Annotated in this window: 23 protein-coding genes and 1 tRNA gene; 9 read left to right on the top strand and 15 right to left on the bottom strand. The window is 58.6% G+C overall.

Going from position 1 to position 23,803, the window contains the following annotated elements:
- Positions 1 to 523: 523 nt before the first annotated feature.
- From GRI38_RS02070 to GRI38_RS02060, 3 genes are all read left to right on the top strand, one after another.
- The gene (locus tag GRI38_RS02070; protein ID WP_160681329.1) at positions 524 to 892 is read left to right on the top strand and encodes a hypothetical protein; all 369 of its coding nucleotides are present in this window, start codon (positions 524 to 526) and stop codon (positions 890 to 892) included.
- Positions 889 to 1,053, top strand: a complete 165-nt coding sequence (locus GRI38_RS02065) for a DNA gyrase inhibitor YacG (protein WP_160681328.1) — start codon at positions 889 to 891, stop codon at positions 1,051 to 1,053. The genes GRI38_RS02070 and GRI38_RS02065 overlap by 4 nt, the downstream gene beginning before the upstream one ends.
- 81 nt (positions 1,054 to 1,134) lie before the next feature.
- A tRNA-Phe gene (locus GRI38_RS02060) sits at positions 1,135 to 1,209 on the top strand.
- Between the two features lie 4 nt (positions 1,210 to 1,213).
- On the opposite strand, the gene GRI38_RS02055 is transcribed toward GRI38_RS02060, so the two are convergent.
- A complete protein-coding gene (locus GRI38_RS02055) occupies positions 1,214 to 2,134 on the bottom strand; it encodes a phosphoenolpyruvate carboxykinase (ATP) (protein WP_160681327.1) in 921 nt (306 codons plus the stop codon).
- Between the two features lie 157 nt (positions 2,135 to 2,291).
- Here GRI38_RS02055 and purC point away from each other — a divergent pair, with 157 nt between their 5' ends.
- The 4 genes from purC (at position 2,292) to purQ (ending at position 7,036) form a co-directional block, all read left to right on the top strand.
- Positions 2,292 to 3,101: a phosphoribosylaminoimidazolesuccinocarboxamide synthase gene (purC, locus tag GRI38_RS02050; RefSeq protein WP_160681326.1), complete on the top strand. Its 810-nt coding sequence runs from the start codon at positions 2,292 to 2,294 to the stop codon at positions 3,099 to 3,101.
- 143 nt (positions 3,102 to 3,244) lie between these two features.
- Positions 3,245 to 6,040, top strand: coding sequence for a M16 family metallopeptidase (locus GRI38_RS02045; RefSeq protein ID WP_337191226.1), 2,796 nt, complete (start codon positions 3,245 to 3,247; stop codon positions 6,038 to 6,040).
- Between the two features lie 85 nt (positions 6,041 to 6,125).
- Entirely contained in the window at positions 6,126 to 6,362 is a 237-nt protein-coding gene (purS, locus tag GRI38_RS14020; protein ID WP_160681324.1) for a phosphoribosylformylglycinamidine synthase subunit PurS, read from the top strand.
- A gap of 2 nt (positions 6,363 to 6,364) precedes the next feature.
- Positions 6,365 to 7,036: a phosphoribosylformylglycinamidine synthase subunit PurQ gene (gene purQ, locus GRI38_RS02035; protein ID WP_202389883.1), complete on the top strand. Its 672-nt coding sequence runs from the start codon at positions 6,365 to 6,367 to the stop codon at positions 7,034 to 7,036.
- A gap of 27 nt (positions 7,037 to 7,063) precedes the next feature.
- On the opposite strand, the gene GRI38_RS02030 is transcribed toward purQ, so the two are convergent.
- Both GRI38_RS02030 and glmS read right to left on the bottom strand, forming a co-directional pair.
- Positions 7,064 to 9,355, bottom strand: coding sequence for a putative bifunctional diguanylate cyclase/phosphodiesterase (locus tag GRI38_RS02030; RefSeq protein ID WP_237487311.1), 2,292 nt, complete (start codon positions 9,353 to 9,355; stop codon positions 7,064 to 7,066).
- Between the two features lie 179 nt (positions 9,356 to 9,534).
- Complete coding sequence (glmS, locus tag GRI38_RS02025; protein ID WP_160681322.1) at positions 9,535 to 11,370, bottom strand: glutamine--fructose-6-phosphate transaminase (isomerizing); 1,836 nt, start codon at positions 11,368 to 11,370, stop codon at positions 9,535 to 9,537.
- 175 nt (positions 11,371 to 11,545) lie between these two features.
- Here glmS and GRI38_RS02020 point away from each other — a divergent pair, with 175 nt between their 5' ends.
- Entirely contained in the window at positions 11,546 to 12,562 is a 1,017-nt protein-coding gene (locus GRI38_RS02020; protein WP_160681321.1) for a phosphatase PAP2 family protein, read from the top strand.
- 95 nt (positions 12,563 to 12,657) lie between these two features.
- Positions 12,658 to 14,187 carry a TadA family conjugal transfer-associated ATPase gene (locus GRI38_RS02015; RefSeq protein ID WP_160681320.1) on the top strand — a complete coding sequence of 510 codons (1,530 nt, stop codon included), beginning with the start codon at positions 12,658 to 12,660 and terminating at the stop codon, positions 14,185 to 14,187.
- 1 nt (position 14,188) lies between these two features.
- On the opposite strand, the gene GRI38_RS02010 is transcribed toward GRI38_RS02015, so the two are convergent.
- The 12 genes from GRI38_RS02010 to GRI38_RS01955 all read right to left on the bottom strand — a co-directional run bounded on the left by GRI38_RS02010 (position 14,189) and on the right by GRI38_RS01955 (position 23,778).
- Positions 14,189 to 14,470 (bottom strand): hypothetical protein, encoded by a 282-nt coding sequence (locus GRI38_RS02010; protein ID WP_160681319.1) that lies wholly within the window; start codon positions 14,468 to 14,470, stop codon positions 14,189 to 14,191.
- Between the two features lie 613 nt (positions 14,471 to 15,083).
- Positions 15,084 to 15,689, bottom strand: a complete 606-nt coding sequence (locus GRI38_RS02005) for a DUF938 domain-containing protein (RefSeq protein WP_160681318.1) — start codon at positions 15,687 to 15,689, stop codon at positions 15,084 to 15,086.
- Positions 15,686 to 16,150: an abscisic acid-deficient protein Aba4 family protein gene (locus GRI38_RS02000; RefSeq protein WP_160681317.1), complete on the bottom strand. Its 465-nt coding sequence runs from the start codon at positions 16,148 to 16,150 to the stop codon at positions 15,686 to 15,688. The genes GRI38_RS02005 and GRI38_RS02000 overlap by 4 nt, the downstream gene beginning before the upstream one ends.
- Positions 16,147 to 16,866, bottom strand: a complete 720-nt coding sequence (locus GRI38_RS01995; protein ID WP_160681316.1) for an NAD(P)H-binding protein — start codon at positions 16,864 to 16,866, stop codon at positions 16,147 to 16,149. The genes GRI38_RS02000 and GRI38_RS01995 overlap by 4 nt, the downstream gene beginning before the upstream one ends.
- Positions 16,859 to 18,019 carry a deoxyguanosinetriphosphate triphosphohydrolase gene (locus tag GRI38_RS01990; protein ID WP_160681315.1) on the bottom strand — a complete coding sequence of 387 codons (1,161 nt, stop codon included), beginning with the start codon at positions 18,017 to 18,019 and terminating at the stop codon, positions 16,859 to 16,861. Before GRI38_RS01990 ends, GRI38_RS01995 begins: the two co-directional genes overlap by 8 nt.
- A 155-nt stretch (positions 18,020 to 18,174) precedes the next feature.
- Entirely contained in the window at positions 18,175 to 19,299 is a 1,125-nt protein-coding gene (locus tag GRI38_RS01985) for a S8 family serine peptidase (protein ID WP_160681314.1), read from the bottom strand.
- Positions 19,300 to 19,435: 136 nt separating this feature from the next.
- Positions 19,436 to 20,140, bottom strand: coding sequence for an amino acid racemase (locus GRI38_RS01980; protein ID WP_160681313.1), 705 nt, complete (start codon positions 20,138 to 20,140; stop codon positions 19,436 to 19,438).
- A 91-nt stretch (positions 20,141 to 20,231) separates the two neighbouring features.
- Complete coding sequence (locus GRI38_RS01975) at positions 20,232 to 21,839, bottom strand: NAD(P)(+) transhydrogenase (Re/Si-specific) subunit beta (RefSeq protein WP_202389820.1); 1,608 nt, start codon at positions 21,837 to 21,839, stop codon at positions 20,232 to 20,234.
- Positions 21,839 to 22,123: an NAD(P) transhydrogenase subunit alpha part 2 gene (locus tag GRI38_RS01970; RefSeq protein WP_006833497.1), complete on the bottom strand. Its 285-nt coding sequence runs from the start codon at positions 22,121 to 22,123 to the stop codon at positions 21,839 to 21,841. The genes GRI38_RS01975 and GRI38_RS01970 overlap by 1 nt, the downstream gene beginning before the upstream one ends.
- Position 22,124: 1 nt before the next feature.
- A complete protein-coding gene (locus GRI38_RS01965; protein WP_160681312.1) occupies positions 22,125 to 22,526 on the bottom strand; it encodes a hypothetical protein in 402 nt (133 codons plus the stop codon).
- Positions 22,523 to 23,644 carry a Re/Si-specific NAD(P)(+) transhydrogenase subunit alpha gene (locus GRI38_RS01960; protein ID WP_337191225.1) on the bottom strand — a complete coding sequence of 374 codons (1,122 nt, stop codon included), beginning with the start codon at positions 23,642 to 23,644 and terminating at the stop codon, positions 22,523 to 22,525. The genes GRI38_RS01965 and GRI38_RS01960 overlap by 4 nt, the downstream gene beginning before the upstream one ends.
- Before the next feature lie 8 nt (positions 23,645 to 23,652).
- Positions 23,653 to 23,778 carry an aa3-type cytochrome c oxidase subunit IV gene (locus GRI38_RS01955; protein WP_160681311.1) on the bottom strand — a complete coding sequence of 42 codons (126 nt, stop codon included), beginning with the start codon at positions 23,776 to 23,778 and terminating at the stop codon, positions 23,653 to 23,655.
- Between the last annotated feature and the right edge of the window lie 25 nt (positions 23,779 to 23,803).

Here is a 23,803-nt window from a genome sequence, read left to right as displayed (position 1 = left end):
TCACGTTCCCGGTAATCTCACGCCCGGATCGGTCGTTGAGTGCAAACTGGTTTCGAAGCGATCCGGCTCGAATCGCGGAACTGTCGCGCTTCCCGACGGTCGAAAGAGCCTCGTCGATCGACTGCCGAAACATGTTACCGCGGGAATGGCGCTAAGTTGCGAAGTTCGCCGTACGGCTATTCGGGAGGCAAACCGAACGAAACTTCCCTTGCTGCGCCCGACTGACCGCCTTCCTCAGGAAACAGCTGGTTTGCTCGATCAATTGCGCCAGGAAGGGGAGAGGGCTCAACTGGTCCGACGGTTCGAAACGGGCTTATGGGAAACATTCTGGCAAGACGCTTGGTCGGGCGAACTTCGTGTCGCGAATTGTACTCTGTTCATCAGCGAAACGCCTGCGATGACCCTCATCGATGTCGATGGCCCGGGTCCTCCTCGACAGCTTGCTATAAATGCTGTTTCAACCATCGGCCGCTGCATTGCGCGGTTCGATTTGTCCGGATCGATAGGAATTGACTTTCCGACCTTGCCCGCGAGATCCGAGCGCAAGCAAGTCGATCAGGCGCTCGATAAAGCGCTAAGCGATATTGCTCATGAGCGGACGGCGATGAACGGTTTCGGTTTCGTGCAAGTCGTCACACGCAAAATACGTCCCTCGCTCATCGCTACAATTCAAGCCGATCCGGAAGCTGCAGCAGCGCGCCTGCTCCTTCGCCGCGCAGAGCATGTCGAAGGTGCCGGAACGACGTTTATCGAAGCGCATCCTGCGGTCGTTGCCGCCTTGCGTTCGAGCTGGCTTGACGAATTACAAAAGAGGTCTGGTCGGCCGGTCCGCTTATCCGAAAACCCGTCACTTGCGCTTTCCGCCGGCAATGCACAGATTGTCGAGCGATGACTTCAAGACCCTGCCCCATCTGTAAGAAACCGCGTGACGAGAAATATCGCCCCTTTTGTTCTTCGCGTTGCCGCGACCGCGATCTCAACCAATGGTTTGGGGAAGGCTACGGCGTTCCGGGTCGTCCTGCCACGCCGGAAGAAATGAACGACGCTTCCTGAAAACGGGCTTGCCAAGCCCGGACTGGTTCGTCATAGGCGCTGCTTCCAACGCTCCCCGGTATGCACCGGACGAGTAGATGGGCCTGGGTAGCTCAGTGGTAGAGCAGACGACTGAAAATCGTCGTGTCGGTGGTTCGACTCCGCCCCCGGGCACCACATCTCATGATATTGCAGCGACCAGAGTAGCATAAGCGGCTTCGATCTGATTGAAGTCCCGCGGCCTCCTGAGCCGATATACGGGAACGCGCGCAATGACGGGTAAAGCCGCGCGGGTATCCTGTTCTAGCAGCGACATGGCTTCGAGAAACGGACGCCGATAGGACGTCTGCGCAAGGACGGCGCTGACTGCCTCGCTGCCCCTTAAACGACTTAAAGAGACAGATTCTCCCCATTCAAGGATGACTATCGCATGCAGCGGAAGCTCGTTTTGGCCGGACAACGATGCCGGCGCGCAGTGGAACTTCGTGCTGCGCGACAGATCGCGCTCAATGATATCGGCCTGCCGCCCAAGATGCTCGATCGCGGGTTCCCATAGCTTGACTTGCCCGGTGGAACGATAAATGCGCGGCTCCGATCGAGGTCCTGCATGCCAGGCTATGCGGCTGAGGTCGTCCGCGACGAGGGCATGCCCCCGATCGGAAGCGAACGCGGCGAACGTAGATTTACCCGCCCCCTGCCCGCCGCAGAAAAGCACCGCGCCGCTCGCCCACGTGACGGCGCTGCCGTGCCACATCAGCCACCTTCTCTGATAGCCGAGGACGCTCCACGCGCTGCCGAGTGTGTAGAGCCGCAATGCCCGAAGATCGGCGTTCTGCTCGGGCAAGATGACGATTTGCCTGCCTGCTTCGATATTCCAACGCGCGACGCCCCGCACGAAGAATGAGAAAGCGTCTCCGTCGGAACGATAACCGTAAGGAGCAAGTCCAGCCCCGATATCGAGCGGCGCGCATGGTGAACGGACTTCGATTGAGACGTCCGGATGGACCGACCCTTCCATACGGAAGGTCTCCCACTCGTGAAATTCCGTCTGTGAAGCGACGACGATGCCCGAATGGCTATAGTTGTATCCCCGGGCGTCCATTCGATCCCATCTTTGCTCTCAGGAGGCAATGCAAATGCTTCGTGCAATTGCATCGACACGCTGCGAGGTGTAAGAGCCTGTCATTGCCCCGGCAAGCGTAGCAGCGTCAGGCTCCGCGGACCGGGGTTTAGCTTTTTCGTCCTCGGAGTAATCGACCATGTCCCGTCGCCGCCAAATCTACGAAGGCAAGGCCAAAATCCTGTATGAAGGCCCGGAACCCGGGACCATCATCCAGTACTTCAAGGACGATGCCACGGCCTTCAATGCGCAGAAGAAGGGAACGATCAATGGCAAGGGCGTCATAAACAACCGCATCAGCGAGTTCGTCTTCACGCGCCTTGCCAATATCGGAATACCGACGCATTTCATTCGCCGCCTCAACATGCGCGAACAGCTTATCAGGCAGGTCGAGATCGTCCCCATCGAGGTAGTCGTTCGCAATGTCGCAGCCGGTTCTATCTGTCAGCGCCTCGGACTGACGGAAGGCGATCCGTTGCCGCACACATTGATCGAATATTGCTACAAGGACGATGCGCTGGGCGACCCATTGGTCGGCGAAGAGCATATCGCATGCTTCGGCTGGGCCGGGCATGAGGAAATGCAGGATATCGCCTCGATGGCCATTCGAGTGAACGACTTCCTCGTCGGCATGTTCGCGGCGATCGACATACGCCTCGTCGATTTCAAGCTCGAGTTCGGGCGGCTTTATGACGGCGACTATTCCCGGATTATCCTGGCGGACGAGATCAGCCCGGACGGTTGTCGCCTGTGGGACATGAAGACCGGCGAAAAGCTCGACAAGGATCGCTTTCGGCGCGATCTGGGCGGCGAGGAAGAAGCCTATAACGAGGTCGCGAGACGTCTTGGCATCCTGCAGAACGACGACAACGTGCCCGGCGAAGTCCTCGACATGTCGATCGCACGCAACCGCCTGCGCGGTGGCGGAAAGCCGACAAAGGGTAAATAGATAGACCGCCGGGGTAATTGCCGGTTAAGTCGGACGAAGCGATAAGGCTTTCGATGTACTCGAAATTTGCCGTCGCGACGCTCGCCCTTCTCTTCAGTTCTATAGGGGTTTCTGCTCAGGAAACCGTTAGCCAATCGACAACGGTGGCAACATCGCAGTCCGGTTGGAACGCGAGCGACTGGAACCTCGAAGACAGTGAGTTCGAGCCGGAAGAGGGTTGGCATTTCGGACAGCTCGACAATGGGCTGCGCTATGTCATTCGCCCGAACGAGCGACCGGAAGGGACTGCACTCGTCCGGATGTACATAGCAACCGGTTCGCTCGACGAGACAGAAGAAGAGCGCGGTTTCGCGCATTTCGTCGAGCACATGGCGTTCAACGGATCAACGAACGTTCCCGAAGGCGAAATGGTGAAGCTGCTCGAACGCGAGGGGCTCGCTTTCGGCGCCGACACGAATGCGTCGACCGGGTTCGACCAGACCCAATACAAGCTGGACTTGCCTCGCGCGGACTCCGAACTTCTCGATACCGCTCTCATGCTCATGCGTGAGACAGTGAGCGAACTGACCTTCGACCCCGCCGCGGTCGAGCGGGAGCGCGGCGTCATCCTTTCGGAACGGCGAAGCCGCAACAATTACAGCTTCAAGAATACGCTGGACAGCTTCGACTTTCTCTATCCCGAAGGGCGGATTTCTACACGCATCCCCATCGGAACCGTCGACACGCTGAATGCAGCAACCGCCGCTGGATTGCGCGCATTCTGGGAGCGCGAGTATCTGCCGAGCGATACGGTCGTTGTCGTGGTCGGCGATTTTACAGTTGAGGAAGCCGAAGAGCGGATCATTCGCCATTTCGCCGACTGGCAAAGGTCCGGAACGAGCAAGAAGGTGGACGCCGGTACAATCGATCCCATGCGAACCGGAGAGACCGACATCTATGTCGATCCAGCCCTTACCGAAACGCTGACGCTTGCTCGCCATGGCAGCTTCATCGATCGTCCCGATACGCTCGATGAGCGCCACAAAGCGTTGCTTCGTTCGATCGGCGCACGCATTCTCAACCGCCGGTTGCAGACCCTCGTGCGCTCGGAAGACGCCCCGTTCAGAGGCGTGCAGATAGGCGTCTCCGATTTCTTCGAAGCCGGCAGAACAGCGGAATTGTCGGTTGCCAGCGAAGACGGACAATGGCGCCCGGCCATCATGGCAGCCGTTAGAGAGTACCGAACAGCCCTGCAATACGGCTTCTCCGAAGCTGAAGTAGCGGAGCAGATGGCAAACCTCCGGACTGCTTACGAGAATGCTGAGCGGAACGCAGCGACGCGTCGCAATGCGGCTTTTCTGCGGGATGTCGAACTGATCGTTGAAGGGGATCGCGTACCGGCTGGACCGACCGTTAATTTGGCGAACTTCGAACGGTTCGCTGCCGGCGTCACCCCTGAAGCGGTCTTGGCTGCATTTCGCGAGGATGCGATACCGCTCGATGAACCCCTTATCCGCTTTGCCGGCAAATCGGCACCCGAAGGCGGCGAAGCCGAATTGCGAGAAGCGGTTCAATCCGCCTTCGCCCAGCCTATTTCGCCTTACGACCAGTCCGAGCAGCAAAATTTTGCCTATACGGATTTTGGACCATCAGGCGAAGTGATCGAGGATCGACGGATTGAATCGATTGGTGCCCGAGCGATTACCTTTGCCAATAGGGTCAGGCTGAATTTGAAGCCGACCGATCTGGCCGACAACAACGTTCTCATATCCGTGGCAATCGATGGTGGTCAGGCACTGGAAACACGCGACAACCCGAATGCGGTCGCTCTCGCCTCCTTGTTGCCGGCAGGCGGACTGGGCGAACACAGCCGAGACGAACTGCAAAGCATCCTTGCCGGAAGGGCTGTCCGCGCAGCTTTCAGCGCCGGCGATGACGCGTTCCAGGCTTCTGCAAGCACGACACCGGATGACCTGGAACTACAGCTTCAATTGCTGACCGCATACATTGTCGATCCCGGTTATCGAGCGGAAGGTCTCGGTCCTTGGCGCAAGAGCCTGCCGGACTTCTATGCGAAGCTCGGCAAGACCCCCGCCTCTGCGCTTAACGAGGCCCGCTATCCTCTGCTGACCGATAACGACCCGCGTTTCGTTCGCCAACCGATCGAAGAATATTCGCAGCTCGATTACGATCAGTTGTCGCGCAATATCTCCGATCGATTGCAGAACGGAGCCATCGAAATTGGCGTTGTCGGGGATATCGACGAAGCGCGCGTGATCGAACTGGTGAGCCGGACGTTCGGCGCCTTGCCGCAACGCGAAACCGACTGGCGCGATTACGACGATGGCAGACGTCAACTCCCTTTCACTACCGACCGAGGTGTTCACGTCGTCACTCACGAAGGCGAAGCTGATCAGGCTATGGTGCGACTGATCTGGCCGACCGTTGACGACGATGACTGGCGCGAAGTTTCGGCACTGAACTTGTTGGCGCGGGTCGTACAGCTCGAACTTACCGAAAAACTGCGCGAGGAACTTGGCCAGACCTATTCGGCGAGTGTCAGCAGCAGTCCCTCGAGCCGTTTCGATGACTTCGGGACGTTTGAAATGGGTGTGTCGGTCGATGTCGATCAGGTTTCGGCGGCACGCGCGGCCATGGGCGAGGTGCTCCGTCGTTTAAGGAAGCAACCGGTGAGCGACGACGTCCTGCAGAGAGCGCGCCAACCCGTCCTGCAATCCCTCGACAACCGTTTCAAATCCAATTCCGGTTGGCTCCAGGTCGTGGCTCGCGCACAAAGCCAGCCGAAGGAAGTCGAACGCATCTTGCAAGCTCGAACGCGCTACGAAAGCTATACGGCAGAAGATCTTCAGGAACTTGCCATGCGTTTTCTCGATCCGGCGGGGGCGGTCGATATTCGCGTCCTTCCTCGCGACGCACCGGAGGCCGCGACCGAAAGGTGAAAACCACCCACAGCGCCTTGCACGGTCCAATACCAAAAGGCATAGCGGGCGTCGTTCCTTTCAGAGCAAGCGAAGGCGTCAACCTGTGAAAATCCGAATTCATGTCAGCCTCAAGCCCGGCGTTCTCGATCCGCAGGGCCGCGCCGTGCATCACGCATTGGAAGGGCTTGGGTTCGAAGGCGTCAAAGATGTCAGGATCGGACGGATCATCGAACTGGACGTCGCTTCCGATACGAGCGACGAACGCATCGACGAGATGTGCCGCACCCTGCTCGCCAATACGGTCATCGAAAACTACCGCATCGAGAAAGGCGACGAATGACCATGCGCTCAGCGGTCATTACCTTCCCGGGATCCAATTGCGACAGGGACATGGTGGTCGCACTCGAACAGCTGTCGCGTACATCGGTCGCCAGGGTCTGGCATCGCGATACGAGCCTGCCTGAGGGGCTCGATCTTATCGCCCTTCCCGGCGGTTTTTCCTACGGCGACTATCTGCGCGCTGGCGCCATGGCTGCCAACAGCCCGATCATGCGGGAAGTCGTTCGGGCAGCAGAACGTGGCGTCCCGGTTCTCGGTGTTTGCAATGGCTTTCAGGTGCTCGCCGAAAGCGGTCTCCTGCCGGGAGCATTAATGCGCAATGCCAGTCAGAACTATATTTGCCGGACCGTCGGCCTACGCGTCGAGAACAACCGAACGCGCTTCACCTCGGCCATGGCCGAAGGGCAGGAAATTCGCATTCCGATCGCGCATCATGATGGCAATTACTTCGCCGATCCCGAAACACTGGAGCAGCTCGAAGGGGACGGTCGTATCGTCTTCCGCTACACGGAAAACCCAAATGGATCGCGCAACGACATCGCCGGCGTGATCAGCGAAAAGGGCAATGTGTTGGGGATGATGCCACACCCCGAACGGGCCATCGATCAGGCGCATGGCGGAACCGATGGCCGGGCTATTTTTGAAAGCTTGCTCGAGAGCCTCGAACCGGCCTGACAGCAGCTGACGTGATCGTAAGACGCCTTATGCCCGCCGCAACGTCTCGCGGCGTAACAAATCGCTTGCCTCGATCGCCTGCATGGGTCGCCCGAAATAATACCCCTGAATTTTCGTGCAGCCCAAGCTTCGGATGAGGGCTGCTTCGTCGGCGTTCTCGACACCCTCAGCCGTTGTCGTCATGCCGAGACTATCTGACATGGCGACGACCGCGCGAATGATCGCGAGGCTCTCTCGATTGCCCTGTGCAGCCCCCTGGACGAAAAGACGATCCACCTTGATCGTCGAAAATCGAAGAGTTCTAAGGTATCCGAGCGACGAGTAACCGGTGCCGAAATCGTCGAGCGCAACACTGCAGCCGAGATTGAGAACTTTTTCGAGCGCTGCGCGGGCAACGCCTGCATCGCTCAGAAAAACGCTTTCGGTGACTTCGATTTCGAGCCGATGCGGAGCCAAATTGGCCTTGTCCAATGTTGCCGCGACCATGTCCGCGAAGTCGGGTTCGAGTAGCTGGGCAGCAGCGACGTTTACGTTCACCATGACGTGCGAAGGCCATTGTGTTGCCTTGCGACAAGCCTGCTCCATCACCCATTTGCCGATCGGCAGGATCATGCGAGTTTCCTCGGCCATGGGAATGAATTTCGCGGGACTGATGACCCCATGCAATTTGCTGTTCCACCGAAGAAGCGCTTCGAAACTCACCACTTTCTCGAAGTTCGCATCGACGACCGGTTGATAGAGCAGTTCAAGTTCATCATTACCGATCGCATTGCGCAGCGATGCTTCGAGTTGCCGCTGCTCTTCGGCTAAAGCATGCAGCGAAGCCTCGAACGAGCAATGTTCCCCGCCCCCGAGGTCTTTAGCCTGATAGAGAGCGAGGTCTGCGCTGCGCATCAGTTCCTCGACTGTCTTGCCATCGCGTGGCCCTACAGCGGAGCCGACACTTGTGCCGACATGCAGCGTATGATCATCGACGATGTAAGGGGCTGAAATGCTTTCGATGATGCTCTTCGCGAGCTTCTTGACGTATTGCGTATTCGCATTTTCGAGAATGACGACCCCGAACTCGTCTCCACCCAAGCGGCCGCACATGTCGCGCTCGCCCATTAAGGCGTTCAGACGTTCCGCGACTTGCGCCAGCAACTTGTCACCCACTTGGTGTCCGAGCGTATCGTTGACGGCCTTGAACCGATCGAGGTCGAGCATCAGGAACGCACAGCGTGACTTCCATTGCTCTGCGAATTTCAAGGCGTCTGCCAGCGTCTCGTTGACCAGCAGACGGTTCGGAAGACTTGTCAGCGTATCGTACCGAGCGAGGTAGGCGATCTTTTCGGACGATTCCCGCTCTTCGGTGACGTCCGAACCGACACCGCGGAACCCCGTGAAGTTGCCGCGATCATCGAGGATCGGGGTGCCCGATAGTTCCCACCACCGCTTGCGGCCCTGCACGTCGACCTGAACGACCAGTTCGGCGAAACTCTCCCGACGTTTCAGCTTGTCGGCCAGTTCAGCCAAGCTCTTGCATAGATTGTCCTTGCCCCAATTCTTCCCCGCAAGCGTTTCGATGAAGGCCAGACCGTTCGCTTCTGCCGGATCGCGTCCGATCGCATAGGCAAACCTCGGCGAAACGCTCCGCAATCGGCGCGAGCTGTCGATTTGCCAAAGCCAGTCGGCCCCATGTTCTTCAAATTCGCGCAGAAGGAGCGAGACGACCTGATCCTTCTCGGCGACTCCTGCTTCCGCAATCTTGGATGCAAGGTGCAAGCGCGACTTCGCGATCGTGCCGCTACATACGATTACGACGTAAGCCGCGGTAATCGTCGCATAAAGGAATTGGTCTAGAACCAGGAAGCCGAAAATTACGCCAGCACAACTGAAGAGCGTGAAAACGATCGTAGAAAGGGGTGAATTACCGAGGCCTAAACAGGAAACCGTCACGGCAAGAATGATGATCGACCATGTCGCATAAAGACCGATCAGATCGGCTTGAAGCGAGAAATAAACGGCGGGCAATGCCCATAGGCTACCGATAAGCGCGAGCATTCCCGCAAATTGAAACAGTTCAGTTCGAAGCATCGGACGGCGGTCGACATCTCCGAGCGAACGTTCGAACCTGATGCTTGCACAAACCGCGCCTGCCAGAGCGGCGAGCCATCCTGCGTAGCTGACGAATGAAACCGATGGCCAGATCAGCACGAGCAAAAGGGTTGCGGCAAACGCATGACCGGCAAGTCTTCTATACGAAAAGGTCTTGGCGTCGGCGTATTGGAACGCCCGTAATTGCCGCCACTGCTCCGATCCGGCGCGATCGAAGCCCAATATCGCCCTTACGGAGAGGGCTTTACCTTTGTCAGAAGTGGAGGCACTTTCGCTTTTCACCCGCGCGGGGATAAAGACCAAATGTTACGTAGCCGTAAACCATCGGTCGCAATGAAAGTAAAAATGCAGTTAATTACTCATTTTGTTGAAAAGGTAATCGTCTTTATTTCGTTCGCCTTTCACTCGACTGTTACGGACTTCGCCAAATTGCGCGGTTGGTCGACGTCGGTGCCTTTCAGGCAAGCAGTATGATACGCCAGCAGCTGGACCGGAATGGCGTAGACGATAGGCGCAATCAAAGGATGGACGCGGGGCATCTCGATAGTCGCCATGCATCCTTCACCCGCTTCTGCAATGCCTTCGCGATCGGAGATAAGCACGATCTTTCCTCCTCGTGCTCGCACCTCTTCCATGTTGGAGACCGTCTTCTCGAAAAGCGGTCCCGAAGGTGCCAAAACGACCACGGGCACGTGCTCGTCGATCAAAGCGATCGGCCCATGCTTCATCTCTCCGCTGGCATAGCCCTCGGCATGGATGTAGCTGATCTCCTTCAGCTTCAATGCCCCTTCCATCGCGAGGGGGAAGTCCGGCCCCCGGCCCAGATAGAGCACATCCCTCGCTGGTGCGATAAGGTGAGCCATACCGGCAATCTCTTCGTCTCTATCAAGCGCGGAGTTCAAACAAGCGGGGACTTCGAGAAGATGCTCGACGACGCGCTGTTCCTCTTCTGGCGACATGAGGCCCTTCAGCACCGCCATATGCGCGGCGAGCGCAGACAGAACTGCAAGCTGACAGGTGAACGCCTTGGTCGACGCTACACCGATTTCCGGGCCGGCATGCGTCGGCAGAAGGAGGTCGGCCTCGCGTGCCATCGTGCTGGTCGGAACGTTTACGACGACGCCGATCGTCTGACCCTGTTCCTTGCAGTGGCGGAGGGCAGCCAGTGTATCTGCCGTTTCCCCGCTCTGCGAGATGAAGAGTGCGAGCCCTCCGTCCTCCAGCACGGGCTCGCGATAGCGGAATTCGCTCGCGACATCGAGATCGACCGGGATGCGTGCAAACTGTTCGAACCAGTATTTCGCGACCATCGCGGCATAATACGATGTCCCGCATGCCACGATCGTGACGCGGCGGACACGCGACAAATCGAAGTCAAACTGGGGAAGCGCGATGGAATTGTCTGCCTGGCGCAAATAGCTCTGCAGGGTTTGCGCAACGACCGTCGGCTGTTCGAATATCTCCTTCTGCATGAAGTGCCGGTAGTTGCCTTTCTCGATGGCGGTCGCCGAAGCGCCAGAAGGGCGGACTTCGCGCGTCACTTCATTGTTATTTTCATCGAAGATTTGCGCGCCATCACGGGAGATGATCGTCCAGTCGCCCTCTTCGAGATAGCTGATCTGCTGGGTAAGCGGGGCAAGCGCGAGTGCATCCGATCCGAGATACATTTCGCCATCTGCGCTCGATGTTCCGTAGCCGATAACGAGCGGCGAGCCCCGACGTGCACCGATAAGCATATCCGGGTAGTCCTTGAATGCGATGGCTATCGCGAAAGCACCACGAAGGCGCGGCAAGGTGGCGGTGACCGCTTCGACCGGGCTTGCCCCGTTTTCGATCTCACGAGATACGAGATGAGCGACTACCTCGCTATCCGTTTCGCTTTCGAGAGTTCTCCCGTCGGCGGTCAGTTCCGCTCGCAGTTCCCTGAAATTTTCGATAATCCCGTTGTGGACGAGCGCGAGATGTTCCGTAGCGTGTGGATGGGCGTTGCGTGCTGTCGGAGCACCATGCGTCGCCCACCGCGTATGAGCGATACCGATGTCGCCCTCCGCCGGATTTTGTCGCAGTTCCTCGACGAGGTTGGCTAGCTTGCCTTCAGCGCGCCGCCGAACGAGTTGGCCGTCGTTTATCGTGCAAATGCCCGCACTGTCATAACCTCGGTATTCCATGCGCTTGAGACCGTCGACGAGGCGATCTGCGACCGGCGCCATTCCGACAATACCGATAATTCCGCACATATGCGTAAGGGTCCTTCTGGTTTGCGGGAGCGAATCCGGCACGATGAGGGAATGCGAATGTCCTAGGCGCTAATTCCCGGCAATCAATCGTTGTTCCGTATCTCCGTTGCGTTATCGCAATGTTAACCAAAAGTGCCCATTCCCGTGTCATCAGGGGATTGGGAACCTTATAAGCATGACACAGTCGCAGAAGCCGACATGGTTGCGGTTCGAACTGCCCGTCGAGGTCGTTCTGGCCTTGGCGTTTCTGACGGTCACCTTGGCAGTCGGCCTGCTGTCCGGCTTACCGTTCAGCTTGCCGAACAGCGAACGCGCCTCTTTCGTGGGAATCCATTATCTATACCCGTTGATCGCAATTGCGATCTGGGGCGTGACCATCATGTTTTCTCCCGAGCGCAAGGTAAGCAGCGTCTTTTTCACTGCTCTTCCTGCATACGCGCTCGTTCTCGTCTGCCATTTTAATCTCAAGCTTTGGATTCCCCACCTCAACGGGGCTTTATGGGACGATTTCTTCTGGCGGACCGACGAGGCTGTCAGACCCGTGGTCGATGCAGCGATGGCGATCAGATCGGCCCTCGACAGCGTGATAGCTCTCGACGGCAACTTCTACATGATCGGCTTCATTGCCATGTTCTATCTCGTCTTCATCTTCGTCTCGTTTCGCCGCTCCGAAGACTTCCGCGAGTTGATGGTCGCGATTATCTGCCTCCAAATTCTAGGATCGATCGGATATTTGCTGACGCCCGCTCTCGGACCGTTTCTGTACGAAGTCGGCGTCGAACCGCTATCTACCGATGCACAGCGCGGAATGCTCGGCTCGTGGGAAGCGAACGTCGCAGGGGGCGCTGCCTGGCTGGCTGACCAGGGCGGTCGCCAACTGACGGTTGGCTTGGCCGCCATGCCCTCGTTACATACGGGGGCGTCGTTTCTCTTCCTCATGTTCGCGGCAAAGCGTTCTCCGGTTCTCACGGGCCTCCTTACGCCGTTGTTCCTCTTCATCACCATCGATGCGGTCGCCAATCGATGGCATTATGTGATCGATTTGCCGGTCGGCATCGGTTGCGCGCTGCTGGCGCTTTATCTGGCCCGTAGATTCGCCGGCGAGGAAGCTTCCGCCAGCACGTCGACTCTCATCGAACAGAATGACGTAGGCCAGCCCGCTCCCGTCCCCGAGAACGCCGGGGCCGCATAGGGAAAATTTAAGGTTTCCAAATTATTCACCACATTCGCCGCCGGGCCGGCTGACGATCGGAACGAGGCAAGAAATAATATGAGGGATTTTTCGGCATGAGTGCATTCGGACGGAAAAACGGGGCTGGCGGGATGAAGCCTGGCGCACGCCCTACTTTCGGTGTCGCGAAGGCCATGCATGGCGGCGATGCGCCGCATCCTGGAAAGCGTGCCGACAGTCAGTTTCCGCCCCTGCCCGATGACGAGGCTAAGGAACGTGCACCTGCGGCTCCATCAAGTTCCACGAGCGATCCGCTCGATCCGATGGCGCGTCTGACCGATCGCGCAAACGCGGTCGTCGAAGGTCCTGCCGAAGCGACCGGGTTCGAGGCCAGCGTTCACAACATCAAGGAACAAGTTCTTCCTCGCCTTCTCGAACGCGTCGATCCCGAAGCAGCTGCGACGCTCACTAAGGACGAACTGTCCGAGGAATTTCGCCCGATCATTATGGAAGTTCTGGCGGAATTGAAAGTCACGCTGAACCGGCGCGAACAGTTCGCTCTTGAGAAGGTTCTGATCGACGAGTTGCTCGGCTTTGGTCCGTTGGAAGAATTGCTGAACGATGCCGACGTGTCGGACATCATGATCAACGGTCCTGAGCAAACCTACATCGAGAAGAAGGGCAAGCTGCAACTTGCGCCGATCCGGTTTCGCGACGAGCAGCATCTCTTTCAGATCGCTCAGCGGATCGTCAATCAGGTCGGCCGCCGCGTCGACCAGACCACACCGCTCGCCGACGCCCGCCTGAAGGACGGTTCGCGCGTCAACGTCATCGTTCCGCCGCTGAGCCTAAAAGGCACGGCGATCTCGATCCGTAAGTTCTCGGAAAAGCCGATTACCATCGACATGCTCAAGAATTTTGGTTCGATGAGTGAGAAGATGGCGACCGCCCTGAAGATTGCTGGCGCGTGCCGGATGAATATCGTGATCTCCGGCGGTACGGGTTCGGGCAAAACGACGATGCTGAACGCTTTGTCTAAGATGATCGATCCTGGCGAGCGCGTCCTGACGATCGAGGACGCGGCCGAACTTCGCTTGCAACAGCCGCACTGGCTGCCCTTGGAAACGCGCCCGCCTAACCTCGAAGGCCAAGGCGCCATCACCATCGGCGATCTCGTCAAGAACGCGCTGCGTATGCGTCCTGACCGTATCATTCTTGGCGAAATTCGTGGCGCAGAATGCTTCGACCTTCTCGCCGCAATGAACACCGGCCACGATGGCTCGATGTGTACGCTCCACGCCAACAGCCCGCGCGAATGTCTGGGCCGTATGGAAAACATGATTTTGATGGGCGACATCAAGATCCCGAAGGAAGCCATCAGCCGCCAAATCGCGGAATCGGTCGATCTCATCGTTCAGGTGAAGCGCCTGCGTGATGGTTCACGCCGGACGACCAACATCACCGAAGTTATCGGGATGGAGGGCGATGTCATCGTGACGCAAGAACTGTTCAAGTTCGAATATCTCGACGAAAGCGAAGACGGAAAGATCCTCGGCGAATTCCGTGCTTCCGGCTTGCGCCCCTACACGCTCGAAAAGGCACGCCAGTTCGGCTTCGATCAAACCTACCTGGAAGCTTGCCTCTAGCCTAGCCGGCCAGCACCCCCTTGACGCCCATTACGAACAGGCCGGCACCGATGAAGGCGCTGGCGAAGAATATGCCTATCCAAGGCATGAACCCGACGGCGTCGGCCGTCTTCCGTTTCGCTCGCTTGCGTTCGGCGATCGCAGCCACGCCAGCCAGAGCGAAACAGAACATGGCGTAGAGAAGCAGCAACTCCGCCTCGCTGGCGAAGGTCGCAAAATCGTGAGTCGCGGCCTGCATCACGCATTCTGCCGCGAACGGATACTCGGCAGCACCTTTCGCCAAACTTGCCGCTCTCTCATATATTTACATCCGGAACCGAAGCCATTGCCCCTCGTTCTCTCCACTAACCCGCTGCTGGGTTAAAGGAGGTAATTATGGTCCGTAAAGTTGTTATCGCCGTAGGAGTTGCATCGCTCGCGCTTACTGCGGCCGCATGCAACACCGTCAGAGGTGCCGGAGAAGATCTTCAGTCGGCAGCGAACGAGGTAGATGAGGAGATATAAGCATAATGGTAAAACGAATTTTGATTGCAGCTAGCGTAGCATCGCTCGGATTATCCGCAGCGGCCTGCAATACGGTCGACGGTGTAGGCGAGGATGTGGAATCAGTAGCTGAAGAGGTCGACGAAGAACTTTGATCGACCTGGAAATGTCGAAATGTAAGACGCTCGCCGAATGGCGGGCGTTTTTCATTCGGGATTAACCGGTTTCGCGTTTAACGTGGTGATGCATGTAATCGAACGGATTGGATCGGAATGTCTCGAAAAATACTTCTATCGGTCAGCGTCGCCGCTCTTGCTCTCGGCCTGTCTGCCTGTAACACCGTCCGCGGCCTTGGTGAGGATTTGACTTCTGTTGCCGACGCCGTTGACGAAGAAACGTAAGGTCGACTTCGGTCACTCGCCGATGGTCTTGCGGTAAACCAGGATCAGATTGTTGGCCGGCATCTCATATCGCTTGGCACGATAAAATCCCCTCCGCCCTGCAACCTTGTCAATATCACCGACATGGCGTAGCCCCCATCGCTCATCCCGTTCCTTCAAACTTCGGTCGAACGCTTCGTTCGAAGCGGCGGTCGGAATATCCGCCTCGCGGAAAGGACCGTAGAGGATAAGTGGCGCGTTCCCTGCTGACAAAACCTTACGGGCTCCTGCGAAGAGCCCTTCGGTAGCGGTCCAAGGGCTTATGTGAACCATGTTCACACACAAAACCGCATCCGCTTGATCGATTGGCCATGAAGCACTCGTGCAGTCAATCGTGACGGGGGGCCGTATATTCGTCAGCCCGGCCTCGTCTCGCCAAGCCTTTATGGATAGCAAAGCCTCGGGATCAGCGTCGCTCGGTTGCCAGTCGAGCGAAGGAAAACGGTTTGCAAGATAAACGGCGTGCTCGCCGGTCCCGCTCGCAATTTCGAGCACGGTTCCGATAAACGGCAATTCTTTCTCGAGCACATTGGCGATCGGTCGATTGTTCCTCGCCGTAGCAGGGGCGTGTTTCTTCATCTAAGGCTCCTCGCCTTGCGACCGAAAGTGCGGCGCAGCAATAACCAGGCGAGCAACCCCATCGGACCTGCCATGAAGGTGAGCAAGAGAAAGGGCGCCTGTATCAGGCGCGAAACCCTATGCCGGTCAGCGTCGCGGGCCAGCCATATGCCGACGAACAGATCGAAGGCCAGATAGTGGACCCAGCCTATGACGATCGCGCCCTCGGACCGGAAAAGGTTCTTGAGCCCGTCGACCGAGTAATCCGACAGATCAACCGCCGCCGAACCTACGTCGCGAACCGGATCGAAAGCTCCGGAAAAGAGTCCGATCGCCAAGGTAGTATAGGCAAGGCTCAGCAGTCCGACCCCGCCAGCAAAGATAGCCTTTAAGACGAATGGTCGCCGGGGAAGAGCGACGAGCGCGATCCAGCAGGCAAGCGCCAGAAGATTGCAAAATGAAAAGACGCCTTCCCAACTCACAGGTGCATTCCCCTGACCGGATCAGGAAGCGAGTTGGCCAAGCGCATTAGCGAATCGTATTCGTGCAGATATCGCCCTCGCGTCTGCTTCAGCGACAATGTCAAAGCAGCCCGAGCCACGTCATTTGCTTTGACGGCTCGATACTTTCGATAATGCCCGTGAAGAAAGCTGTTCACGAACGGCGCAGCGGCAATACCGATAGTCTCAAGAGGACGGCGATCCTCTTCTCGTTTTCCGCGCAGAAGCGATGGACGCAGGATATCGAGGCGATGAAACCCGAGTTTCGCGAGGTTGCGCTCCGTCTCACCCTTGACGCGCAGATAATCGCTACGCGAGCCGATCGCCGCACCCACCGAGCTTGTCACGATCATTCGCTCGACGCCGAACCGCCGCGCCGATTGCGCCGCATCGAGTACGAGACAGTGGTCAACCTCGCGAAACTTTTCGATACTTCCGCCGGCTTTCTTGCGTGTGGTTCCCAGCGCGCTCACAAGGACGTCCGGCCGCATGGCCTCGAAAATCTCGCCCCACTTTGATGGATCTGCTACGAACATCTCCATCCGAGCATCGGGCGGCAGCGGTATCTCGCGGCGGGCGATCGCTGATAATCTCACATCTTCGCGTCCGACGACCAGTTCGATTAGCGACCGTCCGACCAAGCCAGTCGCGCCGATCAGGGCAATGCGGACCGGATTTCTGAGGAACTTATCAGACATTGCTCAGTCCGTCCGGCCGTCGCCCGGTAATCTCTTGGTACCGATCGATCGCGAAGCGGTCGGTCATGCCCGCGATGAAGTCAGCGATGTGCCGATCCCTGCCCACCCGGTCCGACGGCAGTGCGGCATGCCAGGAGGGCGGTAAGAGGCTCTCATCATCCGCATAAGCTTCGAATAGTCGCCGGATGACCTTGCTGGCCCGGTCAGCCGTCGCGACCTGCTCGGGATGGTAATAGAGCTTGTCGTACATGAAGGATTTCAGCCGTCTTTCGTCTCGCGCCATTTCGTCGGAAAACGTGATAAGCGTTCGACCGGCCGCCCGAACTTCTGCGACGCTCCCCACATCAACGACGTTTGCGCGCGCCGTTTCCAGCACGTCCAGAACCATGCGCCCGATTTGAGTCCGGATCAGCTCTCTCAGTTGGGTCGCCCGATCGGCATTCGGGAAGCGGCGCTCGATTTCCCGGAATGGCTGCGCCATGAACTCCAGCGAGAGAACATCGTCGATGTTCAGAAAGCCAGCGCGTAGGCCATCGTCGATATCGTGATTGTCGTATGCGATATCGTCGGCAATCGCTGCCACTTGCGCTTCGAGCGATGCGTGGTAATCTAGGGCCAGCGGAAAATCGTCGTCGAGCTGACGAAGCGCCCAGTTCGGCTCGGCAATCGGTCCGTTATGCTTGGCCAGCCCTTCCAGCATGTCCCAGGTGAGATTGAGGCCGGGATGATCGCAATAGGGGCTTTCGAGTCTCATCAAGGTTCGCAAGGTATGCGCATTGTGATCGAAGCCGCCGCTGTCGCTCATCATGTTCGACAAAGCGTTCTCGCCCGCATGTCCGAACGGTGGATGGCCGATGTCATGGGCAAGACAAAGCGCTTCCGTCAGATCCTCGTCCAGGCCCAGTTCGCGGGCAATGACCCGTCCGATCTGGGCAACTTCGAGGCTATGTGTCAGTCGGGTCCGGTAGTGGTCGCCGTCAGGTGCTACGAATACCTGTGTCTTACTGCGCAAGCGGCGGAAGGCAATTGAATGAATGGTGCGGTCGCGATCTCGCTGAAATTCGCTGCGAGGTCCGCGAGAACCCTGCCGGTTCTCGGCAAATTCGCGACCGGGAGAGCGGTCCGGATCGGCTGCATATGGTGCAAGTGGCATGGACTGCTCGTTTACCTTGGACCGCCGCGCATCATAGGCCGAGCCCCTAACCGCAATGCAGGAAGCGGGCAACTCGAAGCGAAAGGGCGGCGGAACGGAAAAGGGCTGCCGGTCGGTTCCGGCAGCCCTCTCTTTCGACTGAGGTTATGCGATTATCAGCGAGTGCCGATCGTATCCGCTTGGCCGTCAGGATCGCCGATAACGGTTCCGTCGGTCTTTGCCGCTCCCCACAGCAGGATGCCGGCAAGGTGCGGAGCGGCCATCGACGTGCCGCTCAGCGTGGCATAGCCGCCATCCTTGTAGGTCGATCCGATCGCTACACCCGGTTCCGCAAAGTCGATCGGCGGATTGGCAAAGTTCGAGAAGCTTGCCCATCGATCGCCCTGCGAGAATGCGGACACAGTATAAATCCTGTTGCCGTTCACGCGAGCGGGCGAAACGTTATTCGCGTTTTGCGACTCGTTTCCGGCTGCAAGAGTGAAGCTGGCCCCGGACAACTGCGCTGCTGCCAGGATAGCGTTGTCCAAAGCACTCGAGGCGCCGCCGCCCAAAGACATGTTCGCGACATCGCCTGGCTTGGCGTTGGCCCCGACGTAATCGACCCCGGCGATGACACCGCTATTCGAACCCGAACCGCGCCGTCCAAGGACCTTTACGCCGACAACTTCGGCTCCGGCGGCTACGCCAACGACGCCGATGTCGTTATTGATCGCGGCAATCGTTCCGGCAACGTGAGTGCCATGGCCGTTCCCATCATCCGCGTCGCGCTCGCTGGTGAAGTTCGTCGACAGTGGCACATTGACGTTGAGATCGGCATGATCGAGGTCGACACCGCTATCGATGATCCATGCTCTGCCCGCCCCGGTATAGTCCTGACCGCCTTTGACGCGGGTGATACCCCACGGTACGACCTGCGCCGGAGCGGTCGTTCCGCCCCCGCCCTTGTCCGGCTTGCCGCGCTGTACGATCTGCATGACCTGATCCTGCTCGCAATAGGCGATGTTCGGGTTCTTTTCCTGCATCCGGGCCAAGCCCTGAGGCGAGATGTTCGCGGCAAATCCGCGGATCGTATTCTTGTAGACGAACTTTACGGAACCGCCGTTCGCGCGAACCGCCTTGTTGGCGAAATCACGCGTTTGCCCCTTGGCGACCTTGTCCGACTTGAATACGCAGATGTAGGAATTCTCGATCTTCTGAGCGGATGCCGGAGCGGCCGCCAATGCGACACCAAGTACTGCGACGCTCGCACCGGCGGTGCGGCGAATCATTTTCATCGTCATTTGATTGTCAGTCCCTATCCCGTTGAGGAAAGGGGAGGATGCCTCACGCCCGGTGAAGCACAATCCAACTTCTCACCGCCATTCGCTCACCCGTGCAATTTCGGAGACAGGGCGAACAACATGTAAAAAGTTTCGGCTAAGTCGTCGATTCCTCACCGAGAATCCACGCCGCCGCAGCCTGGCAATGAATGTCGGTCGAGTCGAAAATCGGCAAGACGTTCGCGTCCGTATCGACAATCATTTCAAGTTCCGTGCAGGCCAGGATGATCGATTTCGCCCCTTGCTGCGCTTTCTCCGTAATAATCGTCTTCATGGCTCGCTCGGCCTGCCGCGTCGACTTCCCGACCATCAGTTCCTGATAGATGATCCGGTCGATCGTCTCGACGTTCTTCAGGTCGGGGGGCAGCAGTTCGATGCCATGCGCGAGCAGCCGCTGCCGATAGAAATCTTCTGTCATCACGTTTCGCGTTCCGATCAGAGCCGCCAGCTTCACGCCGGCGTCTGCCATCTTCCGTCCGACGCACTCGGCGATATGGATGATGGGAATATCGACCGCTTCAGCGACGTCGTCATAGACCTTGTGCATAGAGTTCGCCCCAATCACGAGCGCCTGTGCCCCTGCATCTTCCAGTCTCTTTGCCGACAGGATGAGAACGTCGGCAGCTCTCTTCCAGTCGTTCGCTTCCCGCAAGCCGTGCAACTGCAGGAAATCGAGGCTCTCGATCATCATCGGAGCGCTCGCCATGGGTTCGGCATGCTTCTGAACGAACTGGTTTATGCGCGTGTAATAGGCCCCGGTCGAAACCCAGCTCATTCCGCCGATCAATCCAAGCTTGCGCACGTCCTGTTCCCGTAAGTCTTCGAATTTGAAGGTCCGGTGCGCGCTGTAATTGCGACGCTCGCTAGCGTCCAGCCTCCAGAGAATTGAATTTTCAGTCGAGCGCCTTGACGATCTCCTCGACCATCTTTTTCGCGTCGGACAGCAGCATCATGGTCTGGTCCATATAAAACACATCGTTGTCGACGCCGGCATAGCCGACGCCGCCCATGCTGCGCTTGATGAAGAAGACCTGCTTTGCCTTGTCCACATCGAACACGGGCATACCGTAGATGGGCGATGATTTATCGGTCTTGGCCGCCGGGTTCACCACGTCGTTCGCGCCGATGATGAAGGCGACATCGGCCTGCGCAAATTCGCTGTTGATGTCCTCGAGCTCGAAAACGTTTTCGTACGGCACTTGCGCTTCAGCGAGCAGCACGTTCATGTGCCCCGGCATGCGCCCGGCGACGGGGTGGATGGCATATTTCACATCCACGCCCTTTTCCTCGAGGATGTCGGCCATCTCGCGGAGCGCGTGCTGCGCCTGCGCCACGGCCATGCCGTAGCCCGGGATGATGATGACCTTTTCCGCCTGTTCGAGCATAAAAGCGGCGTCTGCGGCGCTGCCCTGCTTGTAGGGTCGCTGCTCCTTCGCCTCGCCGCCGCCCGCCCCGCTATCGTCAGCGCCGAAGCCGCCCGCGATCACGGAGATGAAACTGCGGTTCATCGCGCGGCACATGATGTAGCTGAGGATCGCGCCTGAAGAGCCGACCAGCGCGCCGGTGATGATCATCGCGGTGTTGCCGAGCGTGAAGCCCATCGCCGCCGCGGCCCAGCCCGAATAGGAGTTCAGCATCGACACCACGACCGGCATGTCCGCCCCGCCGATGGGGATGATCAGCAGGAAGCCGATGACGAAGGCCAGCACTGTCAGCGCGATGATCAGCGGCATGGTTTCGGCGGGTGCTGCCATGGCGAACAGGGCAGTCAGAACGATGATGGCAACCAGGGTGCCGAGATTGATGACATGGCGCGCGGGGAGAAGGATAGGCGAACCGCTCATCCGGCCCGACAGTTTCAGGAAGGCGATGACCGAACCGGAGAAGGTGATCGCACCGATGGCGATGCCGAGGCCCATCTCGACCTTGGAAACTGCGCCGATCTGCATGGGCAGGCTGTAGTCGGTGCCGATCGTATCCATCGGCACCAGCAACCCGAATGCGCCCGGATTGAGATAGGCCGCCCAGCCCACCAGCACTGCGGCCAGGCCGACAAGGCTGTGGAAGGCCGCGACCAGCTCGGGCATTGCGGTCATGGCGATGCGCCGCGCGATGGTGATGCCGATGATTGCGCCGATAAGAATGGCGAGAGCAATTTCTCCAAAGGAAGCCCAATCAGGTGCCAAGTTGCCATCGCACAGCATCATGAATTCGCTGTTGCCGGATCGAGTGATCACCGGCTCCTCAGGGCATCCGTTATTTTTGATGCTCGGGAAATGGGTCACCAGCGTCGTCACCACCGCGATCAGCATGCCCACCATGCCGAAGCGGTTGCCCGTTCGGCTCGTCGCTGGAGAGGACAGGCCGCGCAGCGCGAGGATGAAGAACACGCCCGACACGAGATAGGCGAGCGCCACCCACGGGTTTACCGGCTCGCCGGTGGCAGCATGGGCGGGCACGGCTAAAACCGCAAACGGCGCGGCGAGAAGGAGGCGAAGCATCACTTCTTCTCCTTCTTCTTGTACATCGCCAGCATTCGTGCCGTTACCGCGAAGCCGCCAAAGATGTTCACGCTGGCGAGAACGATACCGAGCAGTCCCAGCCACTTCGCCCCCGGCACGTCCGCCGCCGCCGCCGCGATCAGCGCGCCGACGATGATCACGCTGGAAATCGCATTGGTAACCGCCATCAGCGGCGTGTGCAGCGCGGGCGTGACCGACCAGACCACGTAATAGCCGACGAAACACGCCAGCACGAAGATCGACAGGATCGAAATGAAGTCCATCTTACTCTCCCGAAATCGATCTTGTTGCGGTCCAGGGCAGCACGAAATTGCGGCCCTCGCTCCAGCTCTGGCCGACGATCGTATCCCCCTCGAGACAGCCGGAATGCTGATAGGCTCCGCTATTGTCGGATGTCCGCCACGCTGCGCACAGCCGCCCCTGCCCCGTCCCTGCCCGGCCAGCCAGTATCGGACTGCCGTAGAACGTGCCCGACAGTTCCCCCGTACGTTCGACCCTCAAGTCCATCGGTTGATCGTATGGAGCGTCTGTCAGCGAGGGACGCAAGTCCACGTTCCAGGTACCCGAAAGGGCCTGCACTGGAGACGCTTCGTCAGTCCCGAGGGTCGCACACGCGGTCAAGGCGAACGACGTCGACAATGCGAGAACCAGCGACGACGACTTCACCCCGCCAGCCTCTCGTTCACGACCTTTCCGCCTTGCGTCAGCCTGACAGCATTGCCGATCTCTTCGTCGAACACAGGCTTCCCTGCGTCCTTGTCCCAAAAGGCGGAAAGGAAATTATAGAGGTTGCGCGAATAAAGCGCACTGGCATCGGCCGCGAGGTGGGTCGCGGTGTTCGCATAACCTACCAATTTGACGCCGTGCTTCGTCACCGTCTGATCGGGGACGGAGCCTTCGACATTGCCGCCCTGTACGACCGCGAGGTCGAAAATGACGCTGCCCGGCTTCATCGTGGCGATCTGCGCGTCGGAGATCAGCCGCGGCGCTGGTTTGCCCGGTATAAGCGCCGTAGTGATTACGATATCCTGCTTCGCGATGTGCGAGCTCACCAGTTCGGCTTGGGCCTTGCGGTATTCCTCGCTCATCTCGGTGGCATAACCGCCCGAGCCCTCGCCCTCGATGCCGGCTACGTTCTCGACGAAGATCGGCTTCGCTCCGAGCGACTGGATCTGTTCCCTCGTTGCGCTGCGCACATCGGTCGCGGAAACCTGCGCGCCCAGCCGCTTGGCCGTGGCGATCGCTTGAAGCCCGGCGACCCCGACGCCCATCACGAAGACCTTTGCCGCCTGAACCGTGCCGGCAGCAGTCATCATCATTGGGAACGCCCGCCCATATTCGTTCGCGGCGCTCAGCACTGCCTTGTAACCGGCGAGGTTCGACTGGCTCGACAGGACGTCCATGCTTTGCGCGCGCGTGATGCGCGGCATGAATTCCATTGCCATCGCCTCGAAGCCTCGCGCTGCGAACTGCTCGACGCGATCCCGGCGGGAGAAGGGATCGAAAATCGCGAGGACCAGCGCGCCCTGCCGTGCCCCTTCTAGCAAGTCCGCCTCGGGTGCCTGGACACCCATGACGATGTCGGCATTCTTCACGACCTCAGTGGCGCTCGCTATCTCGGCTCCAGCCTCGCGGTAGGCCTCGTCAGCGTAGGATGCTGCCCGACCCGCCTCCGTTTCGATGGCGACCGTCGCACCGAGCGCAAGAAATTTCCTGGCCGTTTCCGGTGTCAGCGCGACGCGCGTTTCCCCATCGGCGCGTTCCTTCAGTACGGCGATCCGCACTGCGATGCTCAGCCCGAAATGATGATGACGACGATGAGCGCTATCAGAGCAATGAGCGGGACGGCCCATTTGAGGCTGGCAATGAACCCTGAATAGGTCTTGCTCGCAGCCTTCATGTCGTTGGCGGGTTCCATGGGTTTTTCCTTATACGGTGTGACT

The sequence above is a fragment of the Parapontixanthobacter aurantiacus genome (assembly GCF_009827635.1).
GTDB lineage: Bacteria > Pseudomonadota > Alphaproteobacteria > Sphingomonadales > Sphingomonadaceae > Parapontixanthobacter > Parapontixanthobacter aurantiacus.
This window is presented reverse-complemented; position numbering and strand designations above follow the sequence as displayed.

What these genes read in the sequence shown, in the direction of transcription:
- GRI38_RS01985 (WP_160681314.1), bottom strand. Translation starts at nt 19,299, where the DNA reads ATGACGATGAAAATGATTCGCCGCACCGCCGGTGCGAGCGTCGCAGTA.
- GRI38_RS01995 (WP_160681316.1), bottom strand. Translation starts at nt 16,866, where the DNA reads ATGTCTGATAAGTTCCTCAGAAATCCGGTCCGCATTGCCCTGATCGGC.
- glmS (WP_160681322.1), bottom strand. Translation starts at nt 11,370, where the DNA reads ATGTGCGGAATTATCGGTATTGTCGGAATGGCGCCGGTCGCAGATCGC.
- purQ (WP_202389883.1), top strand. Translation starts at nt 6,365, where the DNA reads ATGCGCTCAGCGGTCATTACCTTCCCGGGATCCAATTGCGACAGGGAC.
- GRI38_RS02005 (WP_160681318.1), bottom strand. Translation starts at nt 15,689, where the DNA reads ATGAAGAAACACGCCCCTGCTACGGCGAGGAACAATCGACCGATCGCC.
- purC (WP_160681326.1), top strand. Translation starts at nt 2,292, where the DNA reads ATGTCCCGTCGCCGCCAAATCTACGAAGGCAAGGCCAAAATCCTGTAT.
- GRI38_RS01975 (WP_202389820.1), bottom strand. Translation starts at nt 21,839, where the DNA reads ATGCTTCGCCTCCTTCTCGCCGCGCCGTTTGCGGTTTTAGCCGTGCCC.
- GRI38_RS02055 (WP_160681327.1), bottom strand. Translation starts at nt 2,134, where the DNA reads ATGGACGCCCGGGGATACAACTATAGCCATTCGGGCATCGTCGTCGCT.
- GRI38_RS01970 (WP_006833497.1), bottom strand. Translation starts at nt 22,123, where the DNA reads ATGGACTTCATTTCGATCCTGTCGATCTTCGTGCTGGCGTGTTTCGTC.
- GRI38_RS02020 (WP_160681321.1), top strand. Translation starts at nt 11,546, where the DNA reads ATGACACAGTCGCAGAAGCCGACATGGTTGCGGTTCGAACTGCCCGTC.
- GRI38_RS02065 (WP_160681328.1), top strand. Translation starts at nt 889, where the DNA reads ATGACTTCAAGACCCTGCCCCATCTGTAAGAAACCGCGTGACGAGAAA.
- GRI38_RS02015 (WP_160681320.1), top strand. Translation starts at nt 12,658, where the DNA reads ATGAGTGCATTCGGACGGAAAAACGGGGCTGGCGGGATGAAGCCTGGC.
- GRI38_RS01955 (WP_160681311.1), bottom strand. Translation starts at nt 23,778, where the DNA reads ATGGAACCCGCCAACGACATGAAGGCTGCGAGCAAGACCTATTCAGGG.
- GRI38_RS01990 (WP_160681315.1), bottom strand. Translation starts at nt 18,019, where the DNA reads ATGCCACTTGCACCATATGCAGCCGATCCGGACCGCTCTCCCGGTCGC.